At 67.5% G+C, this 18,761-nt stretch carries 17 protein-coding genes and 1 pseudogene; 13 read left to right on the top strand and 5 right to left on the bottom strand.

The genetic code is table 11. The features are described 5' to 3' along the window. The first annotated feature begins 6 nt into the window (after positions 1–6). Entirely contained in the window at positions 7–660 is a 654-nt protein-coding gene (locus tag AC1ZQA_RS14440; protein ID WP_482677535.1) for a YceI family protein, read from the top strand. Then, the gene (locus AC1ZQA_RS14435) at positions 657–1,454 is read left to right on the top strand and encodes a dioxygenase family protein (protein WP_482677534.1); all 798 of its coding nucleotides are present in this window, start codon (positions 657–659) and stop codon (positions 1,452–1,454) included. The genes AC1ZQA_RS14440 and AC1ZQA_RS14435 overlap by 4 nt, the downstream gene beginning before the upstream one ends. Here AC1ZQA_RS14435 and AC1ZQA_RS14430 read toward each other — a convergent pair whose 3' ends face one another. The 3 genes and pseudogenes from AC1ZQA_RS14430 to AC1ZQA_RS14420 form a co-directional block, all read right to left on the bottom strand. Then, entirely contained in the window at positions 1,455–2,636 is a 1,182-nt protein-coding gene (locus AC1ZQA_RS14430) for an acyl-CoA dehydrogenase (RefSeq protein WP_482677533.1), read from the bottom strand. It lies immediately after the preceding gene. 70 nt (positions 2,637–2,706) lie between these two features. Beyond that, on the bottom strand, positions 2,707–4,056 hold the full coding sequence (locus AC1ZQA_RS14425; protein WP_482677532.1) for an MFS transporter: 1,350 nt from the start codon (positions 4,054–4,056) through the stop codon (positions 2,707–2,709). A gap of 91 nt (positions 4,057–4,147) precedes the next feature. After that, positions 4,148–5,470, bottom strand: a pseudogene (locus AC1ZQA_RS14420) (MFS transporter); the annotation flags it as partial. Positions 5,471–5,526: 56 nt separating this feature from the next. On the opposite strand from AC1ZQA_RS14420, the gene AC1ZQA_RS14415 reads away from it, so the two are divergent. From AC1ZQA_RS14415 to AC1ZQA_RS14390, 6 genes are all read left to right on the top strand, one after another. Further along, positions 5,527–6,318 carry a sulfurtransferase gene (locus tag AC1ZQA_RS14415; RefSeq protein WP_482677531.1) on the top strand — a complete coding sequence of 264 codons (792 nt, stop codon included), beginning with the start codon at positions 5,527–5,529 and terminating at the stop codon, positions 6,316–6,318. A 105-nt stretch (positions 6,319–6,423) separates the two neighbouring features. Continuing rightward, positions 6,424–7,680, top strand: a complete 1,257-nt coding sequence (locus tag AC1ZQA_RS14410) for an RNA-guided endonuclease InsQ/TnpB family protein (protein WP_482677530.1) — start codon at positions 6,424–6,426, stop codon at positions 7,678–7,680. A 284-nt stretch (positions 7,681–7,964) separates the two neighbouring features. After that, complete coding sequence (tnpA, locus tag AC1ZQA_RS14405) at positions 7,965–8,303, top strand: IS66 family insertion sequence element accessory protein TnpA (RefSeq protein ID WP_482676863.1); 339 nt, start codon at positions 7,965–7,967, stop codon at positions 8,301–8,303. Next, positions 8,303–8,650 (top strand): IS66 family insertion sequence element accessory protein TnpB, encoded by a 348-nt coding sequence (tnpB, locus tag AC1ZQA_RS14400; RefSeq protein ID WP_482676862.1) that lies wholly within the window; start codon positions 8,303–8,305, stop codon positions 8,648–8,650. The genes tnpA and tnpB overlap by 1 nt, the downstream gene beginning before the upstream one ends. A 62-nt stretch (positions 8,651–8,712) precedes the next feature. Further along, complete coding sequence (tnpC, locus tag AC1ZQA_RS14395) at positions 8,713–10,308, top strand: IS66 family transposase (RefSeq protein ID WP_482676861.1); 1,596 nt, start codon at positions 8,713–8,715, stop codon at positions 10,306–10,308. After that, on the top strand, positions 10,305–10,853 hold the full coding sequence (locus AC1ZQA_RS14390; protein WP_482676860.1) for a hypothetical protein: 549 nt from the start codon (positions 10,305–10,307) through the stop codon (positions 10,851–10,853). The genes tnpC and AC1ZQA_RS14390 overlap by 4 nt, the downstream gene beginning before the upstream one ends. Before the next feature lie 11 nt (positions 10,854–10,864). On the opposite strand, the gene AC1ZQA_RS14385 is transcribed toward AC1ZQA_RS14390, so the two are convergent. Continuing rightward, on the bottom strand, positions 10,865–11,803 hold the full coding sequence (locus AC1ZQA_RS14385; protein ID WP_482677529.1) for a DMT family transporter: 939 nt from the start codon (positions 11,801–11,803) through the stop codon (positions 10,865–10,867). 36 nt (positions 11,804–11,839) lie between these two features. Beyond that, positions 11,840–12,031 carry a ribbon-helix-helix protein, CopG family gene (locus tag AC1ZQA_RS14380; protein WP_482677528.1) on the bottom strand — a complete coding sequence of 64 codons (192 nt, stop codon included), beginning with the start codon at positions 12,029–12,031 and terminating at the stop codon, positions 11,840–11,842. A 75-nt stretch (positions 12,032–12,106) separates the two neighbouring features. On the opposite strand from AC1ZQA_RS14380, the gene hyfB reads away from it, so the two are divergent. From hyfB to AC1ZQA_RS14355, 5 genes are read left to right on the top strand one after another with little or no spacing between them, the layout of a single operon-like run. Then, positions 12,107–14,098: a hydrogenase 4 subunit B gene (hyfB, locus tag AC1ZQA_RS14375; RefSeq protein ID WP_482677527.1), complete on the top strand. Its 1,992-nt coding sequence runs from the start codon at positions 12,107–12,109 to the stop codon at positions 14,096–14,098. Then, a complete protein-coding gene (locus AC1ZQA_RS14370; RefSeq protein WP_482677526.1) occupies positions 14,095–15,057 on the top strand; it encodes a respiratory chain complex I subunit 1 family protein in 963 nt (320 codons plus the stop codon). Before hyfB ends, AC1ZQA_RS14370 begins: the two co-directional genes overlap by 4 nt. Before the next feature lie 10 nt (positions 15,058–15,067). Next, positions 15,068–15,796, top strand: coding sequence for a formate hydrogenlyase (locus AC1ZQA_RS14365; protein ID WP_482677525.1), 729 nt, complete (start codon positions 15,068–15,070; stop codon positions 15,794–15,796). Next, positions 15,796–17,253: a hydrogenase 4 subunit F gene (locus tag AC1ZQA_RS14360; RefSeq protein ID WP_482677524.1), complete on the top strand. Its 1,458-nt coding sequence runs from the start codon at positions 15,796–15,798 to the stop codon at positions 17,251–17,253. The genes AC1ZQA_RS14365 and AC1ZQA_RS14360 overlap by 1 nt, the downstream gene beginning before the upstream one ends. 2 nt (positions 17,254–17,255) lie before the next feature. Continuing rightward, positions 17,256–18,761 carry a hydrogenase large subunit gene (locus AC1ZQA_RS14355; protein ID WP_482677523.1) on the top strand — a complete coding sequence of 502 codons (1,506 nt, stop codon included), beginning with the start codon at positions 17,256–17,258 and terminating at the stop codon, positions 18,759–18,761.

The raw sequence follows: 18,761 nt of genomic DNA, 5'->3' as shown, positions 1-18,761 counted from the left end.
TCCATCATGTCGAAACACCGTGTTTCCGTTTTTCTGAACACCATCAGTCTGGCCGCCGCTCTGTGCGCCGCTCCTGCCTGGGCGGCAGGCAGCGCCGCGCCGCAGGCGTATGGCCACTTGCATGCCAACCCGGCAGGCAGCTATCAGGTCGACCCCGACCATTCCGGCGTGCAATTCACCATCGGCCACGCCGGGGTGGGCCGCTTCACCGGCGTGTTCAAGCAGGTGAGCGGCAGCTATACCTTCGACCCCGCCGATCCCAAGATGGACAAGGCCGACATCACCATTCCGGTCAAGAGCCTGGACACCTTCCTGCCGCAGCGCGATACCGACCTGCTGGCCGCGCCCTTCTTCGACGCTGCAGCCCATCCCGACATGCATTTCGTCAGCACACGCTACGTCCCGCAGGGCAAGGATCGCGGCATGCTGTATGGCAATCTCACCCTGCGCGGTGTCACCCGGCCTGCGGTGTTTCATGTGCGGCTGATCGGCGCGGGCGACGTGGCCTATCTGCCCAAGCCCTGGGGCGGCTATCTGAGCGGCTTTGTCGCGACCGCCACCATCAACCGCATGGACTACGGCATGACCGCGTACCCGACAGGGTTGAGCCACGAGGTTCGGGTGCGTGTCGAGATCGAAGGGGTGAAAGCCGCATCATGACCGCAGCGCCGATGCCCACGGTGTTCGTCTCGCACGGCTCGCCCATGCTGCCGCTGGAGCCGGGGACGGCAGCACCCATGCTGCAGGCGCTGGGCCACGGCTTGCCGCGTCCTGCCGCCATTCTCGCGTTCTCGCCGCACTGGATGGCGCGCCAGCCCACCATCGGCACCAGCGCGCAGCCGCAGACCCTTCACGACTTCGGCGGATTCGACCCGGCGCTGTACGCCCTGCGCTACCCCGCGCCGGGCGCGCCGCATCTGGCCCCGCGCATTGCCGCACTGCTGCAGGGCGGCGGCTGGACGGTGCATGAGGATGCGCATCGCGGCCTCGACCATGGCGTGTGGTCGCCGCTGCGCCTGCTGTTTCCGCAGGCCGATGTGCCCGTGGTGCCGCTGGCCATGCCCTGGCCGCTGGATGCCGCAGCAGCCTACCGCCTGGGCGCGGCACTGGCGCCGCTGGTCGATGAGGGCGTGCTGTTGTTTGGCACCGGCAGCCTGACGCACAACCTGCACGAGTTCCACCCCGCGGCCCGCACCGACGATCCCCCGGCGGCCTATGTGCAGGCCTTTGTCGACTGGATGCGCGGCATGCTCGACCGGGCCGATACCGCCGCGCTGCTTGACTATCGCCGCCGCGCCCCGCACGCGGCGCGTGCGCATCCCACCGACGAGCACCTGCTGCCGCTGTTCTGGGCGCTGGGCGCTGCGGGCCCGGCTGCCAGCGCGCGACACCACGAGGGCGGCGTGCACTACGGCAATCTCAGCATGGATGCCTGGACGTTCCAGCCGGTGTAATCAGAACGCCGCGATGCCGGTGATGGCGCGGCCAAGGATGAGGGCGTGGATGTCGTGCGTGCCCTCGTAGGTGTTGACCACTTCGAGGTTGACCAGATGCCGCGCCACGCCGTACTCATCGGAGATGCCATTGCCGCCGAGCATGTCGCGTGCGGTGCGGGCGATGTCCAGCGCCTTGCCGCAGTTGTTGCGCTTGAGCAGACTGGTCACCTCGGGTGCGGCGCTGCCCACTTCCTTCATGCGCCCCAGCCGCAGTGCGCCCTGCAGACCCAGGCTGATTTCGGTGGCCATGTCGGCCAGTTTTTTCTGGATGAGCTGATTGGCCGCCAGGGGCCTGCCGAACTGCTGGCGCGCGAGCACGTAGTGCCGCGCCCGGGTGTAGCAGTCCTCGGCTGCGCCCATCGCGCCCCAGGCAATGCCGTAGCGCGCGCTGTTCAGGCAGGTGAACGGGCCCTTGAGCCCGCGCACCACGGGGAAAGCGTTTTCCTCGGGGCAGAACACCTTGTCCATCACGATCTCGCCGGTGATCGAGGTGCGCAGCCCCACCTTGCCGTGAATGGCCGGCGCGCTCAGGCCCTTGGCGCCCTTGTCGAGCACGAAGCCGCGAATCTCGCCCGCATCGTCCTTGGCCCAGACCACGAACACATCGGCAATCGGGCTGTTGCTGATCCACATCTTGTTGCCGGTGAGCGCATAGCCGCCGGGCACGGCGTGCGCCCGCGTGCGCATGCCGCCGGGATCGGAGCCGTGGTCGGGCTCGGTCAGGCCGAAGCAGCCGATCCAGTCGCCGCTGGCCAGGCGCGGCAGGTACTTTTGTTTCTGCGCTTCGGTGCCGAAGGCGAAGATCGGCAGCATCACCAGCGAACTCTGCACGCTCATCATCGAGCGATACCCCGAGTCCACCCGCTCCACCTCGCGGGCGATCAGGCCGTAAGCCACATCGTTCAGCCCGGCGCCGCTGTAGTTGGCGGGAATGGTGGGGCCGAGCAGGCCGAGCGCGCCCATTTCACGAAAGATCGATGGATCGGTCGTCTCGTGGCGGAAGGCGCTGAGCACGCGCGGCATGAGCTGGCCCTGGCAGTAGGCATGCGCCGCATCGCGCACCGCGCGTTCGTCGGCAGTGAGCTGGGCGTCGAGCTGCAGCGGGTCGTCCCAGGCAAACACGGGGCGGGTAGTGGACATGACGGTACTCCATCGAATGGACGATCGCCTTCATCGTATCCGCCGCGCAATCTCCCGGCAGCCACGTGGCTCAGGCGCGCAGCACCCACGCGACGAACCGCCGCCCGTACTCCGGCTGCATGCGGATCAGCCAGCCCACCACCACGGCGTTGAACAGGGCCACGGTGAGCAGCAGCACCGGTACGCCCACGCCAGCGGTCAGCAGCGTGGCGCAGTAGGCGGCGCAGGCGATCATGAACAGCGCGTTGAGCACATTGCTCGCGGCAATCACCCGGGCGCGGTGGGTCTCGGTCACGCGGTGCTGGATGAAGGCATAGAGCGGCACACTGTAGATGCCAGCGCTGGCCGAGATCAGCAGCAAATCCCCCATCAGCCGCCAGTGTTCGCCCTCGCGCAGGAACAGGGTGAGGGTCTGCAGTTGCCCGTTGTGCGGCAGATGCTGCGTGGCGAAGTAGAGATCGACGCCGAACACTGACATGCCGAGAGCGCCGAGCAGCACCAGCCCGATTTCCACCCGGCCGTGCGCCATCCACTCGCAGGCCACCGACCCCAGGCCGATGCCCACGGCAAAAATCACCAGCAACAGCGACGCCACCGCCTCGCTGCCATGCACCACCTCGCGGGTGAACACCGGGAACTGGGTGAGGAAGGCCACGCCGTAGAACCACATCCAGGCGATCGCGATCAGCGCCACCAGCACCGCCCGGTCGGCGGCGGCGAGCCTGAGGCTGCGTGCCGTGGCGCTGAAGGGGTTCCAGTTGATGCGGGCATCCAGGGTCAGCGACGGCGTGTGTGGCACGAAGCGCGCCATCACCCATCCCATCAGCGCCACGACCAGGCAGGCCACCCCGGCGAACACCGGGCCTTGCGGATAGGTCATCAGCACCCCGCCGACCATGCTGCCCAGCAAAATGGCGACAAAGCCGCCCATCTCGGTCATGCCGTTGCCCCCGGTGAGTTCGGCCGTGTGCAGGTGGCGCGGCAGATAGGCGAATTTCACCGGGCCGAACAGGGTGGAATGCAGCCCCATGCCCAGCACGCACAGCAGCAGCAGTGGCACGTTCACCGTGATGAAGCCCCAGAGCGCCGCGAGCATGATGACGATCTCGAAGGTCTTGATGCGTCGCATGATCACGCCCATGTCGCACTTGTCCGCCAGTTGCCCGGCCGTGGCCGACAGCAGCACGAAGGGCAGCACATACAGCGCGGCGATCAGATTGACCATCAACCCGGCAGGCAGCCCGGTCTGCGCCTGCGCGCGGTAAGTCACCAGCATGGTGAAGGCGAACTTCAGCAGATTGTCGTTGCCCGCGTTGGTGAACTGCGTCCAGAAAAACGGCGCAAAGCGGCGCTGACCGAGCAGCTTGAACTGGTTGACGGACAGCGGTGGGTCTTGCGGCGATCGGGGTGGGGGCGACATGCTCTGGCAGACGGACAAACGCGGGAATGTTCGCACAGTCGGCCAGGTGGCGCGGCCCTGGTCCCTGTTTGGCCCTCCTGCTCCCTCAAGCCCGCTGCCGCGCCCAGGCCAGGAAGCGCTGGCCGTACAGCGGCTGGCGCCAGACCAGCCACAGCGCCGCTGCCGCATTGAGCAGCGCCACGCTCAGCAGCAGCGCAGGCACGCTCACCCCTGCCGCCAGCAGCGCGGCGCAATAGCCCGCGCACACCACCATGTAAATCGCGTTGAGGATGTTGTTGGCCGCAATCACCCGCGAGCGGTGCGTGATCGGGGTGTGGTGCTGGATCAGCGCGTACAGCGGCACGCTGTACACCCCGGCGCTGGCCGACAGCAGGAACAGGTCGAGCATCACCCGCCAGTGCGCGCGCTGCTGCACGAACGCTGCGACATCCTGCAGCGCCGCAGCGTGCGGCAGGCCCTGCACCGCGAAGTACAGATCGACGCCGAACGCGGTCATGCCGATCGCGCCCAGCGGCACCAGGCCGATTTCCACCCGCCCGCGCGCCAGCCACTCGCAGGCGAGCGACCCGAACGCGATGCCCACCGAAAACACCGCCAGCAGCAGCGAAGCCACCGCCTCGTTGCCGCCGAGCACGTCCTTGGCGAACACCGGAAACTGGGTGAGAAACGCCACGCCGTAGAACCACATCCACGAAATCGCCAGCAGCGCCTGCAGCACGGTGCGGTCGGCCGCGGCCAGCCTGATGTTGCGCGCGGTTTCGGTCAACGGGTTCCAGTTGATGCGCAACTGCGGGTCCACCGGCGGGGTCGCGGGGATGAAGCGCGCAGCCAGCCAGCCCAGCAGCGCCACCGCCACACAGGCCAGCCCGGCCAGCAGCGGCCCGCTCCCGAAGCTCATCAGCAGCCCGCCGGCGAGATTGCCGAGCAGGATGGCGACGAATGTGCCCATTTCGGTCATGCCGTTGCCGCCGGTCAGTTCCGCCGTGTTCAGGTGCTGCGGCAGGTAGGCATACTTGGCCGGGCCGAACAGGGTGGAATGCAGCCCCATGCCAAAGGTGCAGACCAGCAGCGCCGCAATATTGCCCGCAACGAACCCCCACAGCGCGAGCGCCATGATGGCGATTTCCAGGGTCTTGACCCGGCGCATCAGCACCGCCTTGTCGAACTTGTCTGCCAGTTGCCCGCTGGTGGCCGAGAACAGGACAAAGGGCAGGATGTAGAGCGCGGCGATGAGGTTGACCATCAGTCCGGTGGACAGCGCGCTGGCTGCCTCGGCGCGATACGCCACCATCACCGTGAACGCGAACTTGAACAGATTGTCGTTGCCCGCGCCGCCGAACTGCGTCCAGAAAAACGGCGCGAAGCGACGCTGGCCGAGCAGGGCGAATTGATTGGGGCGGGCGCTGTCAGTCATGGGGATGTACGGGAGCGAGGTAGGCCGGGCGATGGTACCGCCCGATAATGGCCGCCATGACGACACCGCTAACCAACGCCACGCCCGCCGTGGTCAACATCTCCTGTTACAAGTTCGTTCGCCTCGATGATCTGCCCGGCTGGCAGGCGCGGCTCAAGGCGCAGTGCGACGCGCTGCAGCTCAAGGGCACCATCCTGCTCGCGCCCGAGGGCATCAACCTGTTTCTTGCGGGGTCACGCAGCGCCATCGATGCGGTGATGGCCACGCTGCGCGCCGCCCCCAGTCTGGCCGATCTGACGCCGAAAGAGTCGCTCTCGCAGACCCAGCCCTTCAAGCGCATGAAGGTGAAAATCAAGCGCGAGATCATCACCCTGCACCGCCCGCAGATCCGCCCCGAGGCGGGCCGCGCGCCTGCGGTGACCCCCGAGCGCCTCAAGGCCTGGCTCGACGCGGGTTGCGACGACGCTGGCCGCCCCGTGGTGCTGCTCGACACCCGCAACGCCTTCGAGTGCGACCTTGGCAGCTTTTCCGGCAGCATCGACCTGCGCATCGGCAAGTTCAGCGAGTTTGCCCCTGCGGTGCAAGCCCATGCCGCCGACTTTGCCGGACAGACCGTGGTGACCTTCTGCACCGGCGGCATCCGCTGCGAGAAGGCCGCGCTGCTCATGCAGGACTGCGGCATCGACCACGTCTATCAGCTCGAAGGCGGCATCCTCAAGTATTTCGAGCAGGTCGGCGGCGCTCACTACCAAGGCGGGTGTTTCGTGTTCGACGCACGCGAGGTGCTCGGCTCCAACCTGCGGCCGATCGATGGCACCATCGCCCCGCCAGCAAGGCCGCACCGCTGATCAGTTGCGCGACAGACCCCGCCGTTCAGGGCGTGGAAGGATGGTGCGGCGGCGCAAGACGCCTCATTTTTGACACGCGAACTGGCTGCGTGTTACTGTGCCGCAATGCAAGTCCAGCGCGCCTATCGCTACCGCTTCTACCCGACGCCTGAGCAAGCCGAGCAGCTTGCAAGGACGTTCGGGTGTGTGCGCGTGGTGTACAACTGGGGTCTGGAAGAGCGCACGCGAGCGTTCTACGACCGCCAGCAGCGCCTGTACTACAAAGACCTGGCACTTGCCCTCACGCACCTCAAGAAGACACCCGAGCGGGCGTGGCTTGGCGAAGTGAGCAACGTCGCGCTGCAACAGGCGCTGCGGCATCTTGACCGTGCGTTTGGCAACTTCTTCTCCAAGCGTGCTGCGTATCCGGCGTTCAAATCCCGGCGCGACAGCGTGCAGTCGGCCAGTTACATGCGCAATGGTTTTGCGCTGCGTGATGGCAAGCTCACGCTGGCCAAGCACGACGCGCCGCTCGATGTGCGCTGGAGCCGTCCGCTGCCAGAAGGCGCGCAGCCGTCGAGCGTGACGGTCACGCGCACATCCGCCGGGCGCTACTACGTCTCGTTGCTGGTTGAGGAAACCATGCAACCTCTGCCCGCATCGTCCGCGCAGATCGGCCTGGACATGAACACCGGCGCGATTGTGGACTCCAGCGGCGGCGTGCACCGCCTGCCGCGGCGGCTTGTGGATCTGGAGGCCCGCAAGCGCCGGTATCAGCGCGCGCAGCGGCGCAAGATCGCTGCGGCCAAGGTGCGCATGGGCCTGACGCCCAACGCCCCGCTGGCCAAGGGCCAGCGCCTGCCGGTGTCGAACAACCTGCGCAAGGCCAGTCGCAAGGTCGCACGGGTGCAAGAGCGCATCGCTGCAATCCGCCGCGACTGGCAACACAAACTCACCACTCGAATCGTGCGCGAGAACCAAGTGATCGCGATCGAGGATCTGGCCGTGCGCGGCATGACGGCAAGCGCCCGTGGCACGGCGCAGCAGCCGGGCAGGCGCGTGCGCCAGAAGGCCGGCTTGAACCGCGCCGTGCTGAACGCAGGTTTCGCGGAACTGCGCCGACAGATCGAACACAAGGCGCAGTGGGCCGGTCGGGAGGTCATCGCGATCGACCGCTGGTATCCGAGCAGCAAGCGCTGCGGTGCCTGCGGTCATGTGCTGTCCAAGCTCGCCTTGTCAACGCGCCGCTGGACGTGTCCATCGTGCGGGCAGCTTCACGACCGCGACGTGAACGCGGCGAAGAACATCCTGGCAGCAGCCCTTGCGGTCAAAGCAGGCGCTGCGGCGCTCAGAATCGATGAACCCAGGGACGCTGGGGGATAGTCTGCGGAGCGGTGGCTGCGGGTGCGGGACTGGTTCCCGCATAGCAAGCGCCGCGTTGAGGCAGAAATCCGTGCCCGCGAGGACACGGCGGACATGCAACGACAGCATGGGAATCCTCGCCCGTCAGGCTGGGGAGGATGTCAACACATCCCTCTGCGCGCCAGGTAGATGCCCGCGAGCACCAGACCCGCGCCGAGCGTAACCGGTAAGCCAGCGGCGTTCTTTCGTTCGTTTCGGATCCCACGAAGAATGTTTCCCATCGCAGGGATGAGGAGACATTCGAGATGGAGAACGACGCGGCAGAGGTGGCCGAGGTCAAGCGGCGGCGGCACCTGGACGAGGCGTGCTGGCGCGACGTGATTGAGCGTTTCCCGGCCTCGGGGCTGACGCTCAAGAGCTTTTGTCGGCAGGAGCGAGTGTGTGTGAGCAGCTATCGGCGCTGGCGTGAGCGGCTGTCGGGCAAGGTGAAGGCTGCGCCCGTGACGGCCAAGACTGGGCGTATGGAGCAGCGTGCCGCGGGGTTCATCGAGTTGGGCGAAGTCGGTACCGGCGGCATGCATGCGCCCATGGAGTTGCGGCTGGACCTGGGCGGCGGCATGAGCCTGCATCTGGTGCGCCGCTGATGTTCTTTCCTGAGGGGCGCATCCGGGTCTTCTTGTATGGGCAGCCTGCCGACATGCGCAAGTCCTACGACGGGCTGTACGCGCTGGCGCGCCAGGGCTTTGAGGTCGACCCGCTGGGCGGGCATCTGTTCGTGTTCGCGAACCGTCGGGCTGACCAGATCAAGGTGCTGTACTTCGATCGCAGCGGCTGGTGCGTGTGGAGCAAACGGCTGGAGGCCGGCCGCTTTGTGCGCGACTGGGGCGGGCAGCGCAGCGCCGAGATCGACTTCACCGCGCTCAAGCTCCTGCTCGAGGGGCTGCAGGTGACGCGGCAGTTCAAGCGGCATCGACACGTGGAGTGGCGATAACGGGTTTTGCAATGTGGCAAAGCCCGATTCCCTTCGGGCTTTGCCATGGGCACAATGCTTTCATGCGTGCAGACCCCGCTCAAGTGCAGACCTATACCGCCCAGATCGTGGCGGGCATGGCGGTTGAGGCTCTCGTGCGGTTGCTGCAATCGCAAGCGCAGACCATCGTTGAGCAGCAGCGGCAACTGGCGTGGTTCAGGCGACAGATCTTCGGCAGCAAGAGCGAACGGCTGCAGAGCGTGGCCGATGCGCAGCAACTTCATCTCGGCCAGATTCTGGGTGATCTGCCGATCCCGCCACAAGCCCCCGAGGCTGGACGCCAAGTGGCCGGGCACACGCGGCGCGCACGCACGACAGATTGTGCTGGCGACCAGGACGCGACGGCGTTCTTCGACGCCGAGCGGGTCGAGGTGCAGGTCATCCACCTGCCGTGCGCCCAGGCGCAGGGGTTGCGTGCCGAGGAGTACGAGGTCATCGGCGAGAAGGTCAGCTACCGCCTGGCGCAGCGCCCGGGCGCCTATGTGGCGCTCAAGTACGTGCGCCCGGTGATCAAGCGGCTCGACACCGCGACCCTGCACTGCGCGCCGGCGCCGGCCAGCGTGTTCGAGGGCAGCCGCGCCGACGTGAGTTTCGTCGCCGGCATGGCGGTGGACAAGTTCCGCTACCACCTGCCGCTGTACCGCCAGCATCAGCGGCTGGCCGATGCCGGCTTCAAGCTCAGCCGGGCCTGGTTGACCCAGCTCATGCAGCAGACTGCGGCGCTGCTCGAGCCCATCGTGGATGCGCAGCTGGCCTCGATCCTGGGCGGGCATGTGATCACGATGGACGAGACCCCGATCAAGGCCGGCCGCGCCGGGCCGGGGAAGATGAAGGGCACGTACTTCTGGCCGGTGTATGGCGAGCACGACGAGGTGTGCTTCCCCCACTTCGCCTCGCGCCGCCATGAGCATGTGAGCCAAGTTCTTGGACAGTTGCCCAGTGGCACGGTGCTGCTGAGCGATGGCTACGCGGCCTATGCCCGCTATGCGAGGCAGACCGGAGTCACCCACGCGCAGTGCTGGGCGCACGCGCGGCGCCTGTTCTTCGAGGCGCAAGACGCCGAGCCGCGGGCGGCCACGCAAGCCTTGCAGCACATCACCGCGCTGTACCGTATCGAGGCCGAGATCCGCGCCGCCGGGTGGGAGGGTGCGGCCAAGCTGGCGCATCGCGCCACCCACAGCCGGGCGCGGGTGCAGGCGTTCTTCGCCTGGGTCGAGCAGCAGTTCGCGCAGCAGGGCCTGCTGCCGAGCAATCCGTTGACCAAAGCGCTGGCCTACGTGCGAGAGCGACGGGCAGCGCTGTCAGTGTTCATCGATGACCCGGCGGTGCCCATCGACACGAACCACATCGAGCGCGCGCTGCGTCCGATCCCGATGGGGCGGCGCAACTGGCTGTTCTGCTGGAGCGAGGTCGGCGCACGCCATGTGGGCATCCTGCAAAGCCTCATCGCCACCTGCGTGCTGCAGGGTATCGACCCGTACACCTATCTGGTCGACGTGTTGCAGCGCGTGGGCCGACATCCCCAGTCCCGGGTGGTCGAACTCACCCCCAGGCTGTGGACGCAGCACTTCGGGCAGGACCCGCTGTGCTCGGACCTGGACAGGGCCGCGCCCCGATGACGCAGCGGATCTCCACGCGCATTGTTGCCCAGGCGATCCTCACCGTCGACCGCATGGATCTGCGCGCGCGCGAGGCGCTCGCCGACGAGATCCATGCGCACCAGCCCACGCTGCTTGCCAGTGTGCTGGTCCTGCCGCGCCTGGGCGCCAGGCTGGAGCAGGTCGAGATTATCCTCAACATCCTCTTCGTGGTGTACCAGGCGATGAAGATCAGCGGACATGCATGGCCGATGGTCTGCGAGGATCTGCAAGATCGCTGCCTCGACCGCCTCGTGGCGAAGATGCTCTTCCTCGACGGCTTGACCACGCTGCAGCAGGCGCAGGCGCTGCAGCAGCAGATCGACTCCCACGCCGAGCCCAACCTGCTGGCGTTCGTCTACAGCCGCCTGCAGGATCACGACCTGCTGGACGTGAAAACCGATGCGATCATGTTCATGCTTCTGGCAGCGGTGAACCTCACCGAGTGCGTCGCAGCAGTATGCCCATCGCACACCACCAAGGCGGTGCAGCGGCGCACTGCCCGACGCGTGAAGACTGCTGCCTGATGCTGCTGCATCTACCCACCCAATAGCTCGAGCGCAATCACGCCGCTGGCTGAACGCTTACCGCCGAGCAGCTGCGCGGCGGTGAGCGCCTCGCCGAGCAGGATCCAGGCATAGACCACGGCCATTGCCGGCTGCACCAGCAGGCCGACCGACGACAGCGCCGGGTTGAGCCGCCGCACCGCGTAGGCGATGACCACCTGCCCGCCGATCTGCACCAGCAGCGCAAGCCCGATCACCCACACCCAGCCGATCGCCGCAGTCGGCCACAGCCGCCCCTCGGCCAGCGCGAACGGCCACAGCACGACGGCAGCGAGCAGCGTGACCACGGCCATCAGCGGCGCGGTGGACAGGCGCTGCCGCGCCTGCTGGATCCCGACCTGATACGCGGCGTAGAACACCGCAGAGAACAGGCCGCTGGCATCGCCCAGCAGCGCGGAGCGGTCGCCGAAGTTCGGGCCGATCATCAGCGCGGCGCCCGCGAGCGCCGCCGCCAGCCCGGCGAGGAACACCGGCCGGGGCGCATGGCGCGTGATGATCCAGAACGCCAGGGTGATGAACACCGGCGCGAAATTCGACTCCAGCGTCGCGTTGCCGACCGCGGTGGTGATCACCGCCAGGTGGAAAAACACCAGATCGAGCGCGAACATCGCCGCGGCAAACAGCGCCAGCGCCCAGGTCGGCCAGTGCGCGAGCAGCGCAGGCGGGGCAGGGCGGGTGCGGAAAACTTGCGGCGGCGCTCGCCCGGGGTCAGGGTCGGGCGCAGCAACCCGGGGTTTGCGCTGCAGCCGCCACTGCACCATTGCCCAGGCGAGCAGACACGGCGCAGCCAGCGCCATGCGCCAGAACGCGCTGGCAAACGGGCCGAGGTGGGCCGTGGTGTCGGCCAGGCGCACGAACACCCCGGCCAGCCCCAGCACCGCGCCGCCGAGCAGCAGAACGAAAAAGTCCATGCGGCATTGTCGCCTGCATAGCGGCTCAGACCGGGTTCAGCGGCGCAGCGCGTCTTCCGGGGTTTCGCCGGGTTTCCACGGCCGCCCGAGCTGCGCCTCGATGTACTCGCGGATCAGCCGCCGCACCACCTGCGACGGGGTTTGGTCTTCCCGCGCGCACAGGTGTTCGAACACCGCCTTTTTCTGCGGGTCGATCAACACGGTCAGCCGGCTGGTGCGTTGTTCCATTTGAATGCGAACAGGATTAACATTTCATGCACATCTTATGTGAATTGCATCATCATGCAACCCAACCAGGACTCCATGCTGCTCCCCGTCGCTCTCGGCGTGGCGGCGGCCTGGGTGTCGATGGGGCTGGCCGGGTTCGTGCATCCGCGCTCGGTGCGCTGGGTGGCGCGGGTGATCTTTCCGCTGGGCGCGGCAGGCAGCGTGGTCATCGCAGGTGTCGGTCTGCTCGGGCTGGTCGTGCCGCCGCAGCATCTGGTGCTGCCCATTGGTCTGCCGGGCTTGCCGATCCATCTGCGGCTCGATGCCCTCTCGGGCTTTTTCCTGCTGCTGCTCGGCGCAGCCAGCGCGGGGATTTCCATTTTTTCCGCCGGGTATTTCCGCGAAGGCGAGGGCACCGCGCCGGGGCTGCTCGGCATGCAGTACCACGTGTTTCTCGCCGCGATGAGCCTGGTGCTGCTCGCCGCCGACGCCTACGGCTTCATGCTGGCGTGGGAGGTCATGGCGATGGCCTCGTACTTTCTGGTCATTTCGCAACACCGCATCGCCGAGATCCGCAGCGCCGGCTATGTGTATCTGCTGCTTGCGCACCTCGGCGCGATTGCGCTGCTGCTGTGCTTTGGCGTGATGATGCAGGGCGGCGCTGCGGGCCTCACGTTCGCGGCGATGCGCCAGGGGCATTTATCGCCGCTGTGGGCGAGCGTGGCGTTCGGTCTGGCGGTGATCGGCTTTGGCGCCAAGGCGGGGCTGGTGCCGCTGCACATCTGGCTGCCCGAGGCGCACCCGGCGGCGCCGTCGCCGGTGTCGGCGCTGATGAGCGGGGTGATGCTCAAGACCGCGATCTACGGTCTGCTGCGCGTGAGCTTCGACCTGCTGCACGCGCCGCTGTGGTGGTGGGGTGTGCCGCTGCTGGCGCTTGGGCTGTTCGGCGCGCTGTTCGGCGTGCTGTTCGCCACGGTGCAGACCGATATGAAGCGGCTGCTGGCGTATTCCTCGATCGAGAACATCGGCATCGCCTTTGCCGCAATGGGGCTGGCGCTGGTGTTTCGCGGTGTGGGCATGCCGCTGCTGGCTGCGCTGGCGCTGGCCGCCTTGCTCTATCACGTGCTCAACCACGCGTTTTTCAAAAGCCTGCTGTTTCTCACCACCGGCGCGGTGCTGCACGCCACGCACGAGCGCAGCCTGGGGCATCTGGGCGGGCTGCTGCGGCAAATGCCCTGGGTGGGATGGACCGCGCTCGTCGGCACGCTGGCGATCGCCGGGCTGCCGCCGCTCAACGGCTTTGTCGCCGAGTGGCTGCTGCTGCAGGCCTTCCTGGTCACGCCGCAGATTCCGCAGCCGTTTTTCAACCTCATCATTCCGCTGGGCGCGGCAGTCCTCGTGCTCGCCGGGGCCTTGGCCGGGTATGTGATGGTCAAGTTCTATGGGGTGATCTTTCTCGGCCGCGCGCGCGAGGCGCAGCTCGCCGCGTCGCACGACCCAGGGTGGCTGGAGCGCGCCGGTCTGCTGTGGCTGGCCGCGGGCTGCGTGCTGCTGGGGCTTTTGCCCAGCACGGTGCTCACCGGCATCGATCAGGTCAGCGCGCTGCTGTTGCAGCAGCCACTGGCGCCCACCGGCAACTGGCTGTGGCTGGTGCCGGTGTCGGCGCAGCGCGCGGCGTACAGCCCGCTGGTCGTGCTGCTGGTCGGCGCGTTCGTGATCGCGCTCACCGTGCTGGCGACGCACCGGCTGTACCACGGCCGCAGCCGGCGTGCGCCCGCCTGGGACTGCGGCTCGCCGGGGCTGACCGCGCGCATGCAGGACACGGCCGAGGGCTTCGGACAACCGATCCGGCGGATTTTCGAGCCGTTCTTCCAGACGCATGTCGAGCTGCCGCGCCCCGATGACGCTGCGCCGCGCTACCGCGTGCAGGTGGCCGACCGCTTCTGGGCGCAGGCGTACCAGCCAGCGGCAGCCGCCGTGCTGTGGCTGGCGCGGCAGGCGGCGCGGCTGCAGCAGGGCAAGATTGCGATCTACCTGCTCTACAGCTTCGTCACCCTGCTGGTGTTGTTGCTGGTGGTGATCCGATGAACCTGTCGATCGGTCCGGCGGCCTTGTTCGTCCAGCTCGTCGCGGTGCTGCTGTCGGTGGCGGTGGCGCCCTTGTTCTCCGGCTGGGTGGCGCAGTGCCGCGCCTGGCTGTCCAACCGCAGCGCGCCGCCGCTGTGGCAGCCGTATGCGCGCATCGCCAAGCTGCTGCGCAAGGACGCGGTGCTGGCCGACGATGCCACCGCCCTGTTTCGCTTTGTTCCGTACATCCTGTTCGGCAGCATGGTCGCGGCGGCGGCGATCATCCCGTCGCTGTCGACCGATCTGCCGTTTGCGCAGGCGGCGGACGTGATCGCGCTGGTCGGCCTGTTCGCGCTCGCGCGGGTGTTCATCGCGCTCGCCGGGATGGACATCGGCACCGCGTTCGGCAGCCTGGGGTCGCGGCGCGAGATGTTGATCGGGTTTCTCGCCGAGCCGGCGCTGCTGATGGTGGTGTTCACCGCTTCGCTGATGACCGGCAGCACCCTGCTGCCGACCATCGCCGAGGCGCTGCAGTCGCAAAAGCTCGCGCTGCACGCCAGCCTGGCGTTCGCCGGAGTCGCCTTCGTCATGGTGCTGCTGGCGGAAAACGCGCGCATTCCGGTGGACAACCCGACCACGCATCTGGAGCTGACCATGATCCACGAGGCCATGGTGCTCGAATACTCGGCGCGGCACCTGGCGCTGATCGAATGGGCGAGCAGCCTGAAGCTGTTCAACTACGCCTGCATCGGCTTTGCGCTGTTCCTGCCCTGGGGTATGGCCGGGCGCGCCGACGGGCTGCTGTGGCTGCTGCCGGCGCTGCCGCCGTTGCTGCTCAAGCTCGCCGCCGCCGGCCTGGGCATTGCGCTGATCGAGACGCTCAGCGCCAAGCTGCGGCTGTTTCGCGCACCGGAATTTCTCGCCACCGCGTTTTTGCTCGCGGTGCTCGGGCTGCTGGTGCGGCTGATGCTGGCGCATTGAGGACAGGCCGATGACCGCTCCCGCCATTTCCGCCGCATCCGCTCCTGCTGCCGCCGTGCAGGCGATCGCGCCGCTGGTGAATCTGCCGCTGCCGGTGCAGATCATTCACCTGTGCGCGGCGCTGCTGCTGTTGCTGTCGTTTGCCATGCTGGCGCAGCGGAGGGTGGCCAATCTGGTGACTCTGTTTGCCGCGCAGGGGGCGTTGCTCGTGGTCAGCGCAGCGGTGGTGGGCTATTCGACCCATCAGGCCGAGCTGTATCAGTCGGCCGTATTGACCCTGGTGATCAAGGTCATCATCCTGCCGTGGGTGCTGTTCAAGCTCATCCATCGCCTGCGCGCCGACTGGGACATGGAAACGCTGGTCAACATTCCCAGCCTGCAGCTCCTCGGCATCGTGCTGGTGATTTTCGCTTTCGTCGTCGTGCAGCCGATTGCGCAATTCACCGGGGCGAACATGCGCGGGGTGCTGGGCATCGCGCTGGCGCTGGTGCTGCTGGCGTTTTTGATGATGATCGTGCGCCACACCGCGATCGCGCAGGTGGTCGGTTTTCTGTCGATGGAAAACGCCTTGCTGTTTGCCGCCACCAGCGCCACGCAAGGCATGCCGATGGTGGTCGAGCTCGGCATCGGGCTGGACGTGCTGGTCGGCGTGTTCGTGCTCGGCATTTTCTTTTTCCAGATCCGCGAGCAGTTCGACAGCCTGGATCTGCAGCAGATGGAATCGCTCAAGGACGACTGATGCCAGCGCTGCTCGCAACACTTCTTTTGCCGCTGATGGGCGGCGGGCTGTTGGCCCTTCTCGGACATCGGTGGTTTGCGCCGTGGATCAACATCGCGGCCAGCGCGGCGACCTTTGCCGCGGCGTGTGCGCTTACCGCACTCGTCATCGCGGACGGCCCGATGCAACTGCTCGCGGCGCAGTTCTTCCTCGATCCGTTCAATGTGTTTCTGGTGGCGCTCACCACGTTTGTCGGGTTGACCACGGCGATTTTCTCTGCGCCTTACATGCGCATCGAGCAGGATCGTGGGCGCCTCACGCCCGCGCGGCTGCGGCTCTACCACAGCATGTACCAGCTGTTCATGTTCACCATGCTGCTGGCGCTGACCACCAACAACCTGGGCCTGCTGTGGGTGGCGATGGAGGCGGCAACCCTGTCCACCGTACTGCTGGTGTCGCTCTATCGCACCAAGGCCAGCCTGGAGGCGGCGTGGAAATACTTCATCCTCTGCGGCGTGGGCATTGCGCTGGCGCTGTTCGGCACCGTGCTGCTGTACTTCGCCGCCGAGCGGGTGCTGGGCGCGCAGGGCATGAGCGCGCTGCTGTGGACGCATCTGGACGCGGTCAAGGGCCGGCTCGAGCCCGGCATCATCAGCATCGCCTTCGTGTTCCTGCTGGTCGGCTACGGCACCAAGGTCGGTCTGGTGCCGCTGCATTCCTGGCTGCCCGATGCGCACGCCGAAGGGCCCACCCCGGTGTCGGCGGTGCTTTCCGGGCTGCTGCTCAATGTCGCGCTGTACGCGGTGATGCGCGGCAAGGCGCTGGTCGACGGCAGCCTGCATGCCGCCTGGCCGGGGCAGATGCTCATGGCGTTCGGCCTGCTGTCGGTGCTGGTCGGCGCGCTGCTCATCTGGCGACAAAAGGATGTCAAGCGCATGTTCGCGTACTCGTCGATCGAGCACATGGGCATCATCACCTTCGCCTTTGGCATGGGCGGGCCGGTGACCAACTTCGCCGCGCTGCTGCACATGACCGGCCACGCGCTGACCAAGAGCGCCATCTTCTACACCACCGGGCACGCGGCGCAAAAGGCGCATTCGCAGCGCATCGACGCGATCGAGGGCTTGCGCGAAGTCTCGCCGCCGCTGGGCTGGGGCTTGATGATGGGGGTACTGGCCATCGTCGGCATGCCGCCGTTCAGCGTGTTCGCCAGCGAATTCCTCATCCTCACCACGGCGATGCAGCAACAGCCCTGGGCCGCGCCGGTGCTGCTGTTTGGGCTGGGCGTGGCGTTTGGTGCGCTGTTCCTGCGCGCGCAGGGCATGGTGTTTGGCCGCAGCAGCCTGCAGCGCCTGCCGCACGCGCCGAACATGCTGCCGGTGTTCGTGCATCTGGCGCTGGTGCTGCTGCTGGGCTTCTGGATTCCGCCGGTGCTGGTCGGCTGGTGGCACACCACTGCGGCGATGATCGGAGGCTAGTCATGCGCGCGCCCTGCCCCATCCTGCCGCTGTCGCACCACCACGTCGATGCGCTGCAATGGCAGGCGCTCGCACAAGATCTGCACCAGCGCGGCGCGCGGCTGCTCGCGCTCTGGGCCGATCGGCAGGCGCGTGCGGTCCATGCGCTATGGCTCGACGGTGGTGCGCTCGTGCTCGCGCAGCACGACCTGCCTGCGGGTGCGGTGCACTATCCCGGCCTGCACGAGCTGTTTCCGGTGGCCGATCGCCTGCAGCGCGCATTGCGCGACTTGAGCGGCCTGCATGCGCTGGGCATGGACCCGCGGCCCTGGCTGCGCCACACCGCCTGGGCAGAAGACGCGCGCCCGCTGGGCGACGCAGCGGTCGAAGTGCCGCCGTGCGGGGAACTCGCTGCCGACGCCTATCCCTTCGTCGCGGTCGATGGCGAGGGCGTGCACGAGGTGCCGGTCGGGCCGGTGCACGCCGGGGTGATCGAGCCGGGGCAGTTTCGCTTTTCCGTGGTCGGCGAAAAAATCCTGCGGCTCGAAGAGCGTCTGGGCTTCACCCACAAAGGCGTAGAGCGGCGCTTTGCCGGCCTGACGTTGCCTGAGGGCGTGCGGCTGGCCGCGCGGCTGTCGGGCGACAGCGCGGTGGCCAACGCCTGGGCGTATTGCATGGCCGCGGAAGCGCTGGCCGACATCACCCCGCCGCCGCGTGCGCTGCACCTGCGCGCGCTGCTGCTCGAGCGCGAGCGGCTGGCCAACCATCTCGGCGACCTCGGCGCGATCGCCAACGACGGCGGCTTTGGCTTTGCGCTGGCGCAGTTTGGCCGCCTCAAGGAAGACCTGCTGCGCGTCAACGCCGCGGTGTTTGGCGTGCGCTATCCGTTCGACGCGGTGCAAGTGGGCGGGGTCGCGGTCGATCTGGATGACGCCGGCGCGGCGACGCTGCGCAACCAGCACGCCGCGCTGAGGCGCGAAGTGCAGCAACTCAAGGCCATCATCGACGACCACGAGGGCCTGCAGGACCGGCTGCGCACCACCGGCCGGGTGCGGCCAGAGCTGGCGCAGCGCCTGGGAATGCTCGGGCTGGCCGCGCGCGCCAGCGGTCAGGCGCTCGATTTGCGCGCCGCGCCCGGGTTTGCGCCGTATGCGGCGCTGCAGGTCGAGGTCGCGCTCGCGCACGACGGCGACGTCGCCGCACGGGTTGCGGTGCGGTTTGCCGAAGTGTTCACGAGCCTTGCGCTCGCCGATGCGCTGCTCGGGTCGCTGCCCGCGGGCGCGGTGCGCGCCGATGCGCCGAGCGACGTCGCGCCGGGGCTGGCGATCGGGCTGGTCGAGGGCTGGCGCGGGCCGCAGCTGATCGCGCTGCACGCGGGCGAAGACGGGCGCATCGCCCGCTGCCATCCGCACGACCCCTCGTGGCAGAACTGGCCGGCGATCGAGTGGGCGGTGATCGGCGACATCGTCGCCGACTTCCCGCTGATCAACAAATCGTTCAATCTGTCGTACTCCGGGCACGACCTCTGA

The organism is Thiomonas sp. DCM-2 (assembly GCF_056820905.1).
Note: the sequence above shows the minus strand (reverse complement) of the source record. Positions and strands in the feature narration are given on the sequence as shown.

Bases quoted from the DNA above. Each gene is read 5' to 3' on its own strand.
- tnpB (WP_482676862.1), top strand. From the start codon at position 8,303: ATGTTCTTTCCTGAGGGGCGCATCCGGGTCTTCTTGTATGGGCAGCCT.
- AC1ZQA_RS14435 (WP_482677534.1), top strand. From the start codon at position 657: ATGACCGCAGCGCCGATGCCCACGGTGTTCGTCTCGCACGGCTCGCCC.
- AC1ZQA_RS14385 (WP_482677529.1), bottom strand. From the start codon at position 11,803: ATGGACTTTTTCGTTCTGCTGCTCGGCGGCGCGGTGCTGGGGCTGGCC.
- AC1ZQA_RS14415 (WP_482677531.1), top strand. From the start codon at position 5,527: ATGACGACACCGCTAACCAACGCCACGCCCGCCGTGGTCAACATCTCC.
- AC1ZQA_RS14365 (WP_482677525.1), top strand. From the start codon at position 15,068: ATGACCGCTCCCGCCATTTCCGCCGCATCCGCTCCTGCTGCCGCCGTG.
- AC1ZQA_RS14410 (WP_482677530.1), top strand. From the start codon at position 6,424: ATGCAAGTCCAGCGCGCCTATCGCTACCGCTTCTACCCGACGCCTGAG.
- tnpC (WP_482676861.1), top strand. From the start codon at position 8,713: ATGCGTGCAGACCCCGCTCAAGTGCAGACCTATACCGCCCAGATCGTG.
- AC1ZQA_RS14360 (WP_482677524.1), top strand. From the start codon at position 15,796: ATGCCAGCGCTGCTCGCAACACTTCTTTTGCCGCTGATGGGCGGCGGG.
- hyfB (WP_482677527.1), top strand. From the start codon at position 12,107: ATGCTGCTCCCCGTCGCTCTCGGCGTGGCGGCGGCCTGGGTGTCGATG.
- AC1ZQA_RS14370 (WP_482677526.1), top strand. From the start codon at position 14,095: ATGAACCTGTCGATCGGTCCGGCGGCCTTGTTCGTCCAGCTCGTCGCG.
- AC1ZQA_RS14440 (WP_482677535.1), top strand. From the start codon at position 7: ATGTCGAAACACCGTGTTTCCGTTTTTCTGAACACCATCAGTCTGGCC.
- tnpA (WP_482676863.1), top strand. From the start codon at position 7,965: ATGGAGAACGACGCGGCAGAGGTGGCCGAGGTCAAGCGGCGGCGGCAC.
- AC1ZQA_RS14380 (WP_482677528.1), bottom strand. From the start codon at position 12,031: ATGGAACAACGCACCAGCCGGCTGACCGTGTTGATCGACCCGCAGAAA.
- AC1ZQA_RS14355 (WP_482677523.1), top strand. From the start codon at position 17,256: ATGCGCGCGCCCTGCCCCATCCTGCCGCTGTCGCACCACCACGTCGAT.
- AC1ZQA_RS14425 (WP_482677532.1), bottom strand. From the start codon at position 4,056: ATGTCGCCCCCACCCCGATCGCCGCAAGACCCACCGCTGTCCGTCAAC.
- AC1ZQA_RS14390 (WP_482676860.1), top strand. From the start codon at position 10,305: ATGACGCAGCGGATCTCCACGCGCATTGTTGCCCAGGCGATCCTCACC.
- AC1ZQA_RS14430 (WP_482677533.1), bottom strand. From the start codon at position 2,636: ATGTCCACTACCCGCCCCGTGTTTGCCTGGGACGACCCGCTGCAGCTC.